Below are 14084 nucleotides of genomic sequence, written 5' to 3' on the forward strand. Positions count from 1 at the left end.
CGCCCGATCGAAAGCCGCACCGCCGATGAGCCAAGCCGGATTCGTCCATCTGCACGTTCACTCGGCCTATTCGCTGCTGAAAGGCTCGATGAAGATCGCGCGGCTGGCGGACCTCGCCAAGGCCGACCACCAGCCGGCGCTGGCGCTGACCGACACCGACAACATGTTCGGTGCGCTGGAATTCTCCGATAAGCTCGCGGGCAGCGGCATTCAGCCGATCGTCGGCCTCGAACTCGGCATCGACTTCGGCGACCAGGATCCGACCTCACGCAACGCGGCGCTGGCGGCGCCGGCGCGGGTGGTGCTGCTGGCGACGCGCGAGCGCGGCTACCGCAGCCTGATGCGGCTGAACTCGCGGGCCTTCCTCGAAACCCCGGTGAACCAGCCGCCGCACATCAAGTTCGACTGGCTGGATGGCGAGACCGACGACGTGATCGCGCTGACCGGCGGGCCGGAGGGGCCGATCTCGCTGGCGATGCTGACCGACCCGGCGCTCGGCCGGCTGCGCTGCGAGCGGCTGGCGCAGGCGTTCGGCGACCGGCTCTATGTCGAGCTGCAGCGCCACAACACCGATGTCGAACGGCGCGCCGAAGCCGGCCTGATCGACATCGCCTACGACATGGGGCTGCCGCTGGTCGCGACCAACGAGCCGCATTTCGCCACCGCCGACGATTTCGAGGCCCACGACGCGCTGCTGTGCATCGCCTCCGGCAAGCTGATCGCCGAGACCGATCGCGTCCAGCTCACGCCCGACCACCGCTTCAAGACCCGCGCCGAAATGGCGGTGCTGTTCGCCGATTTGCCGGAGGCGCTGGCCTCGACGGTCGAGATCGCGCAGCGCTGCGCCTATCGGCCGCTGACCCGCAAGCCGATCCTGCCGCTGTTCACCGTCGGCGCCAGCGTCAACGACGCCGAGGAGGCGGCCGCCGCGGAAGCGGCCGAGCTGCGTCGCCAGGCCGAGCAGGGGCTCGCGGACCGCATGCGCGTCCACGGCCTGTCGCAGGGCATGACCGAAGAGGACTACCAGAAGCGCCTCGCCTTCGAACTCGACGTCATCACCCGGATGAAATACGCCGGCTACTTCCTGATCGTGTCGGACTTCATCAAATGGGCCAAGGCCCACGGCATCCCGGTCGGGCCGGGCCGCGGCTCCGGTGCCGGCTCGCTGGTGGCGTATTCGCTGACCATCACCGACCTCGATCCGATCCGCTTCGGTCTGCTGTTCGAGCGCTTCCTCAATCCGGAACGCGTCTCGATGCCGGACTTCGACATCGATTTCTGCCAGGACCGCCGCGGCGAAGTGATCGAATACGTCCAGCACCGTTACGGCCGCGACCAGGTCGCGCAGATCATCACCTTCGGCACGCTGCAGGCGCGCGGCGTGCTGCGCGACGTCGGCCGCGTGCTGCAGATGCCGTACGGCCAGGTCGACAAGCTGACCAAGCTGGTGCCGCAGAACCCGGCCGCACCCGTGTCGCTGAAGCAGGCGATCGAAAGCGAGCCGAAGCTTCAGGCGTTTCGCGACGAGGACCCGGTCGTCGCCCGCGCCTTCGACATCGCGCAGAAGCTCGAGGGCCTGACCCGGCACGCCTCGACCCACGCCGCCGGCATCGTGATCGGCGATCGGCCGCTGTCCGATCTGGTGCCGATGTATCGCGATCCGAAATCAGACATGCCGGTCACCCAGTTCAACATGAAATGGGTCGAGCCGGCGGGGCTGGTGAAGTTCGACTTCCTCGGCCTCAAGACGCTGACGGTGCTCGACGTCGCGGTGAAGCTCTTGAAGCAGCGCGACATCCATATCGATCTGGCGACGCTGGGAATCGAGGACCCGGTCAGCTATCAGATGCTGGCGCGCGGCGACGTGGTCGGCGTGTTCCAGGTTGAAAGCCAGGGCATGCGGCGTGCGCTGGTGGACATGCGCCCCGACCGCTTCGAGGACATCATCGCGCTGGTCGCGCTGTATCGCCCGGGCCCGATGGCGAACATTCCGACCTATTGCGCCCGCAAACACGGCGACGAGGAGTCGGAATATCTGCATCCGATGCTGGAGCCGATCCTGAAGGAGACCTTCGGCGTCATCATCTACCAGGAACAGGTGATGCAGATCGCCCAGGTGATGGCCGGCTATTCGCTCGGCGAAGCCGACCTGCTGCGCCGCGCGATGGGCAAGAAGATCCGCGCCGAGATGGAGAAGCAGCGTGCCATCTTCGTCGAGGGCGCGACCAAGAACGGTGTGCCGAAGGACTCCGCCGACACCATCTTCGATCTGTTGGCGAAATTCGCCGACTACGGCTTCAACAAGAGCCACGCCGCCGCCTATGCGCTGGTGTCCTATCACACCGCCTACATGAAGGCGCATTATCCGGTCGAATTCATCGCGGCGTCGATGACGCTCGACCTCAACAACACCGACAAGCTGTCGGAATTCCGCGCCGAGGCGCAGCGGCTCGGCATCAAGGTCGAGGCGCCGTCGGTCAATCGCTCCGGCCCGACCTTCGAGGTCGGCGCCAACACCATCTACTACGCGCTCGCCGGCCTGAAAGGCGTCGGCCTGCAGGCGGTGCAGATGATCGTCGAGGCGCGCGGCGACAAGCCGTTCGCCTCGCTCGCGGATTTCGCAGCGCGGGTCAATCCGCGCGCGATCAACAAGCGGGTGATCGAAAGCCTCGCGGCCGCCGGCGCGTTCGATTGTCTCGACAGTAATCGCGCGCGGGTGTTCGCCGGCGCCGACGCGATCATCGCCGCCTGCCAGCGCAGCCACGAGGCCGCGACCTCAGGCCAGAACGACATGTTCGGCGGGCTCGCCGACGCGCCGCAGGTGGTGCTGCCGCAGATCGAGCCGTGGCTGCCGGCGGAGCGGCTGCGGCGCGAATACGACGCGATCGGCTTCTTCCTGTCCGGCCACCCGCTCGACGATTACGCCACCGCGCTGAAGCGGCTGCGGGTGCAGTCCTGGGCGGAATTCTGCAAGGCGGTGAAATCCGGCGCCACCGCCGGCAAGGTCGCCGCCACCGTGGTGTCGCGGATGGAGCGGCGCACCAAGACCGGCAACAAGATGGGCATCATGGGCCTGTCCGACCCGACCGGGCATTTCGAGGCGGTGCTGTTCTCCGAGGGGCTCGCGCAATATCGCGACGTGCTGGAGCCGGGCGCCGCGGTGCTGCTGCAACTCGGCGCCGAACTGCAGGGCGAGGACGTTCGCGCCCGCGTGCTGCACGCCGAGCCGCTCGACGCCGCCGCCGCCAAGACCCAGAAGGGGCTGCGGATCTTCCTGCGCGACACCAAGCCGCTCGATTCGATCACGAAGCGGCTGCAGCCGCCGGAATCGAAGGTCTCGGGGGGCAATATCGCGCTGGTGCTGAGGCTCGATCCGCACACCGAGGTCGAATTCGAGTTGCCGGGCCGGTTTCAGGTTTCGCCGCAGATCGCCGGCGCGATCAAGGCGGTCACCGGCGTGGAACTGGTCGAGACGCTGTAAGGCCGGGTCGTCCGGCGCTGCGGCGACTTCCAGAGCGCGATGGCCCTGAACAGCCTGTCGCCTGTCGCGGGCCTTTCGCGGCCGCGCGGCACCCGTTATGAAAGGTTCACAGGGACTGCGCGTCAGGAGAACAGTATGGCAGCCAAGACGAATTTCCGGGGGTCGTTCACCGCCTTGGTCACGCCTTTCAAGGATGGTGCGCTCGACGAGCAGGCGTTTCGCAGTCTGGTCCAATGGCAGATCGCGGAAGGGACCCACGGACTGGTGCCGGTCGGGACCACAGGGGAAAGCCCGACGCTGAGCCATGACGAGCACCACAAGGTCGTGGAATGGTGCGTCGAGGAGGCGAAGGGACGGGTGCCGGTGATCGCGGGGGCCGGATCGAACTCCACGCGCGAAGCCGTCGAACTCGCCAGGCACGCCGAGCAGGCGGGCGCGGACGCCGTCCTGGTGGTGACGCCGTATTACAACAAGCCCACCCAGGAGGGCATGTATCAGCACTTCAAGGCGGTCAACGACGCGATCGGGATTCCGATCATCATCTACAACATCCCGCCGCGCTCCGTCGTCGACATGTCGGTCGACACCATGAGCCGGCTGTACGAGCTGAAGAACATCGCCGGCGTCAAGGACGCCACCGCCAATCTCGGACGGGTGTCGCAGCAGCGCCACGCGATGGGCCCCGATTTCATCCAGCTCTCCGGCGAGGACATGACCGCGCTGGCCTATATGGCAGCCGGCGGCCATGGCTGCATCTCGGTGGTGTCGAATATCGCGCCGAAGCTCTGCGCCGACCTCATGGGCGCGGTACTGGCCGGCGACTATCCCGGCGCATTGAAGATTCAGGATCGCCTGGTGCCGCTGCACGATGCGGTGTTCAAGGAGCCCGGCGTGGCGGGCGCCAAGCACGGCTTGACTCTGCTCGGCCGGATCCGGGAAGAGGTGCGGCTGCCGCTGATGCCGGTGACCGAGCCGACCGGCGCCACGATCCGCGCCGCCATGATGCATGCCGGACTGCTGAACTGATTCACGCGGAATTGCAGGACAGGCTGCGCAACGACCAGGGCCGAGGGCGGTATGTTCAAGGAATTCCGTGAATTCGCGATGAAGGGCAACGTCGTCGACCTCGCGGTCGGCGTCATCATCGGTGCGGCGTTCGGCGGCATCGTCAGTTCGCTGGTGGCCGACGTCATCATGCCGATCATCGGCGCGATCACCGGCGGGCTCGATTTCTCGAACTACTTCACGCCGCTGTCGAAGGCGGTGACGGCGAACACGCTGGTGGAAGCGAAGAAGCAGGGCGCGGTGCTGGCCTGGGGCAGCTTTCTCACGCTGACGCTGAACTTCCTGATCGTCGCCTTCGTGCTGTTCCTGGTGGTGCGGGCGATGAACCGGCTGAAGCGCAAGGACGAGGCCGCCCCCGCGCCGCCGGCGAAGCCGACCCCGGAGCAGGAACTGCTCGCCGAGATACGCGATATCCTGAAGAGCGGCAGCCGCCCGCAGGCTTGAGCCTGCAGCGGAGCGGCGACAACGAGGTTCAGCCGCAATGGCCGAGAAGAACGAACGCGCGATCAAGGTGGTCGCGGAGAACCGCAAGGCGCGGTTCAACTACGCGATCGAGGACACCGTCGAGGCCGGCATTTCGCTGACCGGCACCGAGGTGAAATCGGTCCGCGGCGGCAAGGCGACGATTGCCGAATCCTACGCGGATTCCCGCGGCGGCGAGATCTGGCTGATCAACGCCACCATCCCGGAATATCTGCAGGCCAACCGCTTCAATCACGAGCCGAAGCGGCCGCGCAAATTGCTGCTGCACAGGAAGCAGATCAACAAGCTGATGGGCGCGATCGAGCGCCAGGGCATGACGTTGGTGCCGCTGAAACTGTATTTCAACGAGAAGGGGCGCGCCAAGCTGCTGCTGGCGCTCGCCAAGGGCAAGCAGCTGCACGACAAGCGCGAGACCGAGAAGAAGCGCGACTGGAGTCGCGAGAAGGGACGATTGCTGCGGGCGCGGGGCTGAGGCGCTGCGCAGGACAGCCGCTCGGCGCGACTACGCGTCCAGATCGGCGCGCACCCGCGCGAACACGTCTTGAAACATCTTCGGCGTCAACACGCGGGTGTTGGTGTTGTAGCGCGAGCAATGATAGCTGTCGTACAGCCGCAGCGCCCCGGCGTCGTGGACCGCGCCGTGTCCGAACGGTGCCTGTGAGGCCCGAAGGCCGAGGGCCTTCAGCGTCGAATCATGCGCGATCCGGCCGAGCAGCACGATCGCGCGCAGCTTCGGCATGGTTTCGATCGTGGCGGCCAGAAAGCGCCGGCAGGTGTTGATCTCGACGGGCAGGGGCTTGTTCTGCGGCGGCACGCAGCGCACCGCATTGCTGATCCGGCAGCCCACGAGACGCAGCCCGTCGTCGGGGCGAGCCTGGAATTGGCCCGTCGCAAAGCCGTAGTCGATCAATGTCGCATAGAGCAGATCGCCGGCATAGTCGCCGGTGAACGGACGGCCGGTCCGATTGGCCCCTTGCACGCCGGGTGCGAGACCGACGATCAGCAGCGCGGCATCGGCATCGCCGAACGAGGGCACCGGCGCATTGTGCCAGCCGGGCTCGCGCGCCCGAAGCTCGTGGCGGAACTCCGCGAGCCTGGGACACATCGGGCAATCCCGATCGGGTTCGGTGATCGGACGAAGGACGCCGGCCCGTGGGCCGCGCGTCGCAGCCATCTCAGTCTTCAAAATCGTCGTCACCGCCCCTGGGCGCCATCGCAGCCGAGCGCTGCAGGAACTGCGGCGTGTGGCGCGGTTCGCGCGGCGGCGGGCGATCGGCCGGATCGCGGCCGATTTTCGACTGAAGCTCTACCAGGTCGGTGAAGACATCGGCCTGACGCCGGAGTTCGTCGGCGATCATCGGCGGTTGGCTGGAGATCGTCGAGATCACCGTGACGCGGACGCCACGGCGCTGGACGGCTTCAACCAGCGACCGGAAGTCGCCGTCACCGGAGAACAGCACCATCTGGTCGATGTGCTCGGCGAGTTCCATGGCGTCGACCGCGAGTTCGATATCCATGTTGCCCTTGACCTTGCGGCGGCCGCTGGCGTCGATGAATTCCTTGGTCGCCTTGGTGACCACGGTGTAGCCGTTGTAGTCGAGCCAATCGATCAGCGGGCGAATCGAGGAATATTCCTGATCCTCGATGATGGCGGTGTAGTAAAAGGCGCGGATCAACGTGCCGCGACTGTGAAATTCCTTGAGCAGACGTTTGTAATCGATATCGAAACCGAGTGTTTTCGCAGTCGCATAAAGGTTGGCGCCATCGATGAACAGCGCGATTTTGTTGCTCGCAGGGGTGGACATCCAGATCTCTCGTGTTTCTGTCGTTAGGTCTTTGGCGTGGCAGAATGGCCAAGCGTTAAAGTCAAATTTTCACCAATAACCGTCAGTTTGGGCTGCCGGCACAATCTTCAACAGCAGGAAGCATCGACCGGTATTGTATACTCTTCTTCCCGAAAAGAAGCCTTTTGTTGTCGAACCCGTGTTCGTCCCAGTGGATGGCCGCAACCGGCGACCGAGTGTCGTGTGCATGACGCGTGTTTTGGCATTATCAGAGTGGGGGTTCACGGCCAAATGACAAAATGGTTCTTGCGCATCACGTCAACCCCCTATACCTAAGCCAGATACCCGCATTTTGGTCCTTTGAACGGAGCGACTGGCGATGGCGCGCGTCACCGTGGAAGATTGTATTGATAAGGTCGACAACCGTTTCGACCTGGTCCTGCTGGCGGCGCATCGTGCGCGCATGATTTCGTCCGGCTCGCAGCTCACAATCGACCGTGACAACGACAAGAATCCCGTTGTTTCGCTTCGAGAAATTGCCGAGCAGACGGTCTCGCCGGAAGACCTCAAAGAGGAACTCGTGCACTCGCTGCAGAAGTTCGTCGAGGTCGATGAGCCGGAACAGGATACCGTTCCGCTGATCGGATCGGCCGGCGCCAGCGTCGATGCCGACGACACCGAGGTGGCGCTGGAGCGCATGACCGAGGAAGAGCTTCTCAAGGGTCTGGAAGGCCTGGCGCCCCCGGAAGAGCAGCCCGAGGAAGACGAATAGGCGCAGAGCGCCGTCGCTCTCCTGTCCCGAATTCGAACAAACGGCCCGGATCACTCCGGGCCGTTTGTTCTGTGGTCGGGCAAAATGCCTTGCGGTCGATCAAACCTTTGTCGGATGGCAGGTTTTCGCATTCGCCTGTCTTCCCATCATGACAAAACGCTTTACTGTTAAGCAGTCGGATTTCCAAAAGATCTGAAGTGTCGACCGGTGTAGTCCGTGGCGCCCGGCGCCGCGATTGAGGTTTGTTCGATGGCGTCAGGCCGCCGCATCCCGAGACAGGTGGAGGCCGTGGCCGATGCGGCCACCGTGGCCACGCCCGTCGTCGTCCCGCCGAAGCCGCGCGGCGCGCGCGCCAGGATGATGCGACAATACGACCTCGTCGAACTGGTTCGGAATTACAATCCGAACACCGACGAAGACATGCTCAACCGTGCCTATGTCTACGCGATGAAGGCGCATGGCGAGCAGACCCGCGCCTCGGGCGATCCGTATTTCTCGCATCCGCTCGAAGTCGCGGCGATTCTCACCAATCTCAAGCTCGACGACGCCACCATCGTCGCGGCGCTGCTGCACGACACGATCGAAGACACCGAGGCGACCCGGACCGAGATCGACAAATTGTTCGGCCATGAGATCGGCTCGCTGGTCGAGGGGCTGACCAAGCTGAAGCGGCTCGAACTGGTGTCGCGCGAGGCCAAGCAGGCGGAGAACCTTCGCAAGCTGCTGCTGGCAATCGCCGACGACGTTCGCGTGCTGCTGATCAAGCTCGCCGACCGCCTGCACAACATGCGCACGCTGGACTTCGTGCCTCCGGCGGCGCGCCAACGCATCGCCGAAGAAACGCTCGACATCTACGCACCGCTCGCAGGCCGTATGGGCATGCAGGAGATGCGCGAGGAGCTGGAGGACCTGTCGTTCCGGACGCTGGATCCCGAGGCGTTCGCGGTGGTGATGCAGCGGCTCGACGCTTTGGCCGAGCGCAATCGCAATCTGATCGGTGAGATCGAAACGCAGCTCTGCGCCAACCTCGCCAACAACGGCATCGCCGCCGAGGTCACCGGCCGGCGCAAGCGGCCGTTTTCGATCTGGACCAAGATGGAGCGCAAGTCGGTCGGCTTCGAACAGCTGTCGGACATCTACGGCTTCCGCGTCGTGCTCAACGACATCGAGGCCTGCTACCGCGCGCTCGGCGTGGTCCATACGACGTGGCCGATGGTGCCTGGACGGTTCAAGGACTACATCTCGACGCCGAAGCAGAACGACTATCGTTCGCTGCACACGACGGTGATCGGCCCGGGCCAGCAGCGCGTCGAGCTGCAATTCCGTACCCAGGACATGAACCAGATTGCCGAATACGGCATCGCCGCGCACGCTTTCTACAAGGACGGCGTCGGCTCGCCGACCGAACTGCTCAATCGCGAATCCAACGCCTTCGCCTGGTTGCGCCACACCGTCGAGATGCTGTCCGAGAGTACGAACCCGGAGGAATTCCTCGAGCACACCAAGCTCGAGCTGTTCCACGACCAGGTGTTCTGCTTCACGCCGAAGGGCAAGCTGATCGCGTTGCCGCGGGCCGCCAACGTCATCGATTTCGCCTATGCGGTGCATACCGACGTCGGCAACAGCGCGGTCGGCTGCAAGATCAACGGCAAATTCGCGCCGCTGTCGTCGGAATTGCAGAACGGCGACGAGGTCGAGGTGCTGACGTCCAGCGTGCAGTCGGCGCCGCCGGCGGCGTGGGAGTCGCTGGCGCGAACCGGCAAGGCGCGCGCCGCGATCCGCCGCGCCACCCGCACGGCGATGCGCGACCAATATGCGGGCCTCGGCCGCCGCATCGTCGAACGGCTGTTCGCGCGCGCCAAGATCGAATACGCCGACGACAAGCTCAGGGGTGCGCTGCCGCGGCTGGCGCGGGCCTCCATCGAGGAGGTGATGGCCTCCGTCGGGCGCGGTGAAATGAAAGCGTCCGACGTCGCCCGCGCGATGTATCCCGACTACAAGGAAGAGCGCATCGCGCGGTTCGGCGGCAAGAAGCCCGAAAAGGCGGGGACCAAGGCCGTCGGTGAACCGAGCAAGGTGGGCGCCGCAGTGCCGATCGGCGGGATTCACTCCGGATTGCCGGTGAAGTTCGCGCCGGACGGCGGCGCGGTGCCCGGTGATCGCATCATCGGCATCGTCACGCCGGGCGAGGGCATCACCATCTATCCGATCCACTCGCCGGCGCTGAAGGACTTCGAGGAAGAGCCGGAGCGCTGGCTCGATGTGAAGTGGGACATCGACGAGACCACGCCGCAGCGCTTCCCGGCGCGGCTGTTCGTGCAGAACGTCAACGAGCCCGGCAGCCTCGCGCAGATCGCCGGCGTGATCGCCGAGCACGACGGCAATATCGACAACATCAACATGAGCCGCCGTTCGCCGGACTTCACCGAACTCACCATCGATCTCGAGGTCTACGACCTCAAGCATCTCAGCGCCATCATCGCCCAGCTTCGCGCCAAGGCGGTCGTGGCCCACGTCGAGCGCGTCAATGGATAGCGCGGCGCCGCAAGTCCTTCCGTAGTACGTCCCGCAGGTTCAACATGCCGAAATCCTCTCCTCTGCGTCTTGGGGTCAACATCGATCACATCGCCACGGTCCGCAATGCGCGCGGCGGTCGCCATCCCGATCCGGTGCGCGCGGCGCTGACCGCGATCGAGGCCGGCGCCGACGGCATCACGGCGCATCTGCGCGAGGATCGCCGCCACATTCGCGACAACGACATGGAGCGGTTGAAGGCGGAGATTTCCAAGCCGCTGAATTTCGAGATGGCGGCGACGCCGGACATGGTCCGGATCGCGCTCGGCGTGAAGCCTCACGCCGTCTGCCTGGTTCCGGAGCGGCGCGAAGAACTCACCACCGAGGGCGGCCTCGATGTCGTCGGCCAGCGCGACTCGCTGGCGCCGTCGATCGCGCGATTCAACGATGCCGGCATCCGGGTGTCGCTGTTCATCGCCGCCGATCCGGCACAGATCGAGATGGCCGCCAAACTGAAGGCCCCGGCGATCGAACTGCACACCGGCGCCTGGTGCGACGCCATCACCGACGACGAACCGGCCAAGGTCGCCGAGGAGTGGCGGCGAATCGTCGCCGGCGCCGCGCTGGCGCAGTCGGCCGGGCTCGAGGTCCACGCCGGTCACGGCCTCGACTACGCCACCGCCGAGACGATCGCGGCGCTGCCGCAGATCGTGGAGCTCAATATCGGCTTCTACATGATCGGCGAGGCGCTGTTCGTCGGCCTCGGCGAAACGGTGAAGGCGATGCGGTCGGCGATGGACCGTGGCCGTGCCAGGGTGATCGCGGCATGATCATCGGAATCGGCTCCGACCTGATCGACATTACCCGGATCGCCAAGGTGATCGACCGGCATGGGGAACGGTTTCTCGACCGCATCTTCACCGAAACCGAGCAGGCGAGGGCCGGGCGGCGGGACAAGCAACCGAATCTGGTGGCCGCCACCTACGCCAAGCGGTTCGCCGCCAAGGAGGCGTGTTCCAAGGCGCTCGGAACCGGGATTCGCCAGGGCGTCTGGTGGCGCGACATGGGGGTGGTCAATCAGCGCGGCGGCCGGCCGACCATGCTGCTGACCGGCGGAGCCAGGGCGCGGCTCGACGCCCTGACGCCGCCCGGAATGACGGCGCAGATCGATCTTTCGATCACGGATGAATGGCCGCTGGCCCAGGCCTTCGTGGTCATTTCCGCGATTCCCGCGGCCACCTCCGGCACTTGAAAGAGCGTCGGCGCCACAGGAAAAGAGGCTTATACGTCATAGGATTAGCGAGTTTTGTCGGGACGGTTGATTGCGCGCTTGCCGACAACGGTCTACAACCGCGCGGCCCCCTCCGGGGGCGAATCTGTGGTGAAGCGGCCTGGCCGCCTTCGCCTCTCCAGCAGTGTCTCATCGCGAAGCGGTTCCGCTTCACCTGAGAACAGTCGTCCACCGCGCGGCCGCCCGCGACGGGAATCGGGAAAGCGATGAGCGTGACATCCGGTACGAAATCTGAAAGCGGCATCGGCGAAACGATCCGCGTCGTCATTCACGCGCTCATCATCGCACTGGTGATCCGGACTTTTCTGTTCCAGCCGTTCAACATCCCGTCCGGATCAATGAAGGCGACGCTGCTGGTCGGCGACTATCTGTTCGTGTCGAAATATTCCTACGGCTACAGCCATTATTCGATCCCGTTCTCGCCGCCGATCTTCTCCGGCCGGATCTTCGGCTCGGAGCCGAACCGCGGCGACGTCGTGGTGTTCCGGCTGCCGAAGGACGACTCCACCGACTACATCAAGCGCGTCATCGGCCTGCCCGGCGACCGCATCCAGATGCGCGAGGGGCTGCTCTACATCAACGACAAGCCGGTGGTGCGCGAGCGGCTGCCCGACTACGTCGGCGAGGACCCGTGCGGCTCGGACGCCACCGCCCGCGTCAAGCGCTGGAAGGAGACGCTGCCGAACAACGTCTCCTACGAGACGCTCGATTGCGTCGACAACGGCTTCTACGACAACACCAATGTCTACACGGTGCCGCCCGGCAACTTCTTCATGATGGGCGACAACCGCGACAATTCCACCGACAGCCGCGTGCTGTCCGCGGTCGGCTACGTGCCGTTCCAGAACATCATCGGCCGCGCCCAGATGATCTTCTTCTCGATCGCCGAGGGTGAACACGCTTGGCAGATCTGGCGCTGGCCGACCGCGGTGCGCTGGAGCCGCATCTTTTCGATCGTGCGATGATCGAGGATGTGACCAGCATCGACAGTCCGCCGATGGCCAGCGATCCGGCTGGGTCGGAGCAGCCGGCCGAGCAGCCTGCCGGCCGCAAGCGGCGCAGCAAGGCGAAGTCGAAGGCCGTGGCGGTCGCGATCGAACAGCGGATCGGACACAGCTTCGCTGATCCGTCGCTGCTGAACACCGCTCTGACCCACGTCTCCGCCTTGAAGTCGGCGCGCAATCGCGCCGACAGCTACCAGCGGCTGGAGTTTCTCGGCGACCACGTGCTCGGCCTCGTCGTCTCGGACATGCTTTACCGCGCGTTCCCGAACGCCGACGAGGGCGAATTGTCGAAGCGTCTCGCCGATCTCGTGCGCAAGGAGACCTGCGCCGATGTCGCCCGCAGCCTCGATCTCGACGAAGGCGTCAAGCTCGGCACCGTCGGCGCCGGCGCCGGCGCGCGGCTGCGCAAATCCGTGCTCGGCGACATCTGCGAGGCCGTGATCGGCGCAGTGTTCCTCGACGGCGGCTATCCCGCCGCGGCCGAATTCGTGCAGCGCAACTGGACCGAGCGGATGCGCAAGCCGACCCGCTCGCTGCGCGACCCCAAGACCGTGTTGCAGGAATGGGCCCAGGGCAAGGGCCTGCCGACGCCGGTCTATCGCGAAGTCGAGCGCACCGGGCCGCATCACGACCCGCAATTCCGCGTCGCCGTCAGCCTGCCGGGGCTCGATCCCGCCGAAGGTGTCGGCGGCAGCAAGCGCGCCGCGGAGAAAGTCGCCGCCTCGGTGATGCTGGCCCGCGAAGGCGTCAGCGCTGGCGGTAACGATGCCTGAAATCACTGATGCGGCTCCGGCCGCCACCCGCTGCGGCTTCGTCGCGCTGATCGGCGCCCCGAATGTCGGCAAGTCCACGCTGGTCAACGCGCTGGTCGGCTCCAAGGTCACCATCGTGTCGCGCAAGGTGCAGACCACGCGCGCGCTGATTCGCGGTATCGTCATCGAAAGCGGGTCGCAGATCGTGCTGGTCGATACGCCCGGCATCTTCGCGCCGAAGCGAAGGCTCGACCGCGCCATGGTACGGACGGCCTGGACCGGCGCCCACGACGCCGACGCGGTCTGCGTGTTGCTCGACGCCCGTGCCGGCATCGACGAGCAGGCGGAGACGATTTTCGGCAATCTCGAAAATGTCGGCCACCCGAAGGTGCTGGTGCTCAACAAGATCGATCTGGTGCCGCGCGAGAAGCTGCTGGCGCTGACGCAGGCGGCCAACGAGCGGCTCCGCTTCGACGAGACCTTCATGGTGTCGGCGCTGTCCGGCGACGGCGTCGACGATCTGCGTCGCGGATTGGCCGCGCGCGTCCCCGTCGGTCCGTTCCACTATCCCGAAGACCAGATGTCGGATGCCCCGCTGCGGCATCTGGCGGCCGAGATCACCCGCGAGAAGATCTTCCGGAAACTGCACCAGGAACTGCCGTACCAGTCCACGGTCGAGACCGATGTCTGGACCGAACGCAAGGACGGTTCAGTGCGGATCGAGCAGACCATCTTCGTCGAGCGCGAGAGCCAGCGAAAGATCGTGCTCGGCAAGGGCGGCGCGACGATCAAGTCGATCGGCGCCGAAGCCCGCAAGGAAATCGGCGAGATCCTCGAACAGAAGGTCCATCTGTTCCTGTTCGTCAAAGTGCGCGAAGACTGGGAGAACGACCCGGACCGCTACCGCGAGATGGGCCTCGAATTTCCGAAGGAATAGC

13 protein-coding genes are annotated in these 14084 nt (G+C 65.3%); 11 read left to right on the forward strand and 2 right to left on the reverse strand.

What is annotated here, in order from left to right; genetic code table 11:
* The first annotated feature begins 25 nt into the window (after positions 1 to 25).
* The 4 genes from dnaE (at position 26) to smpB (ending at position 5501) form a co-directional block, all read left to right on the forward strand.
* Positions 26 to 3481 carry a DNA polymerase III subunit alpha gene (dnaE, locus tag RPB_RS13110; protein ID WP_011441489.1) on the forward strand — a complete coding sequence of 1152 codons (3456 nt, stop codon included), beginning with the start codon at positions 26 to 28 and terminating at the stop codon, positions 3479 to 3481.
* A 135-nt stretch (positions 3482 to 3616) separates the two neighbouring features.
* A complete protein-coding gene (dapA, locus tag RPB_RS13115; RefSeq protein WP_011441490.1) occupies positions 3617 to 4507 on the forward strand; it encodes a 4-hydroxy-tetrahydrodipicolinate synthase in 891 nt (296 codons plus the stop codon).
* A gap of 51 nt (positions 4508 to 4558) precedes the next feature.
* On the forward strand, positions 4559 to 4990 hold the full coding sequence (gene mscL / locus RPB_RS13120) for a large conductance mechanosensitive channel protein MscL (RefSeq protein ID WP_011441491.1): 432 nt from the start codon (positions 4559 to 4561) through the stop codon (positions 4988 to 4990).
* A gap of 37 nt (positions 4991 to 5027) precedes the next feature.
* Entirely contained in the window at positions 5028 to 5501 is a 474-nt protein-coding gene (smpB, locus tag RPB_RS13125; protein WP_011441492.1) for an SsrA-binding protein SmpB, read from the forward strand.
* Positions 5502 to 5531: 30 nt separating this feature from the next.
* On the opposite strand, the gene RPB_RS13130 is transcribed toward smpB, so the two are convergent.
* Together RPB_RS13130 and RPB_RS13135 are read right to left on the reverse strand one after the other, a co-directional pair.
* Positions 5532 to 6203, reverse strand: a complete 672-nt coding sequence (locus RPB_RS13130; protein ID WP_041798243.1) for a uracil-DNA glycosylase — start codon at positions 6201 to 6203, stop codon at positions 5532 to 5534.
* 1 nt (position 6204) lies between these two features.
* A complete protein-coding gene (locus RPB_RS13135; RefSeq protein WP_011441494.1) occupies positions 6205 to 6834 on the reverse strand; it encodes an NYN domain-containing protein in 630 nt (209 codons plus the stop codon).
* Positions 6835 to 7192: 358 nt separating this feature from the next.
* On the opposite strand from RPB_RS13135, the gene rpoZ reads away from it, so the two are divergent.
* From rpoZ to era, 7 genes are all read left to right on the forward strand, one after another.
* On the forward strand, positions 7193 to 7585 hold the full coding sequence (rpoZ, locus tag RPB_RS13140) for a DNA-directed RNA polymerase subunit omega (RefSeq protein ID WP_011441495.1): 393 nt from the start codon (positions 7193 to 7195) through the stop codon (positions 7583 to 7585).
* 249 nt (positions 7586 to 7834) lie between these two features.
* Positions 7835 to 10120 carry a RelA/SpoT family protein gene (locus RPB_RS13145; protein WP_011441496.1) on the forward strand — a complete coding sequence of 762 codons (2286 nt, stop codon included), beginning with the start codon at positions 7835 to 7837 and terminating at the stop codon, positions 10118 to 10120.
* Between the two features lie 44 nt (positions 10121 to 10164).
* Entirely contained in the window at positions 10165 to 10929 is a 765-nt protein-coding gene (locus RPB_RS13150) for a pyridoxine 5'-phosphate synthase (protein WP_011441497.1), read from the forward strand.
* Positions 10926 to 11351: a holo-ACP synthase gene (gene acpS / locus RPB_RS13155; RefSeq protein ID WP_011441498.1), complete on the forward strand. Its 426-nt coding sequence runs from the start codon at positions 10926 to 10928 to the stop codon at positions 11349 to 11351. The genes RPB_RS13150 and acpS overlap by 4 nt, the downstream gene beginning before the upstream one ends.
* 245 nt (positions 11352 to 11596) lie before the next feature.
* A complete protein-coding gene (gene lepB / locus RPB_RS13160) occupies positions 11597 to 12355 on the forward strand; it encodes a signal peptidase I (RefSeq protein WP_011441499.1) in 759 nt (252 codons plus the stop codon).
* On the forward strand, positions 12352 to 13167 hold the full coding sequence (rnc, locus tag RPB_RS13165) for a ribonuclease III (protein ID WP_011441500.1): 816 nt from the start codon (positions 12352 to 12354) through the stop codon (positions 13165 to 13167). The genes lepB and rnc overlap by 4 nt, the downstream gene beginning before the upstream one ends.
* Complete coding sequence (era, locus tag RPB_RS13170) at positions 13160 to 14083, forward strand: GTPase Era (protein WP_011441501.1); 924 nt, start codon at positions 13160 to 13162, stop codon at positions 14081 to 14083. Before rnc ends, era begins: the two co-directional genes overlap by 8 nt.
* Position 14084 lies beyond the last annotated feature (1 nt).

Source organism: Rhodopseudomonas palustris HaA2, assembly GCF_000013365.1.
Taxonomy (GTDB): Bacteria; Pseudomonadota; Alphaproteobacteria; order Rhizobiales; family Xanthobacteraceae; genus Rhodopseudomonas; species Rhodopseudomonas palustris_J.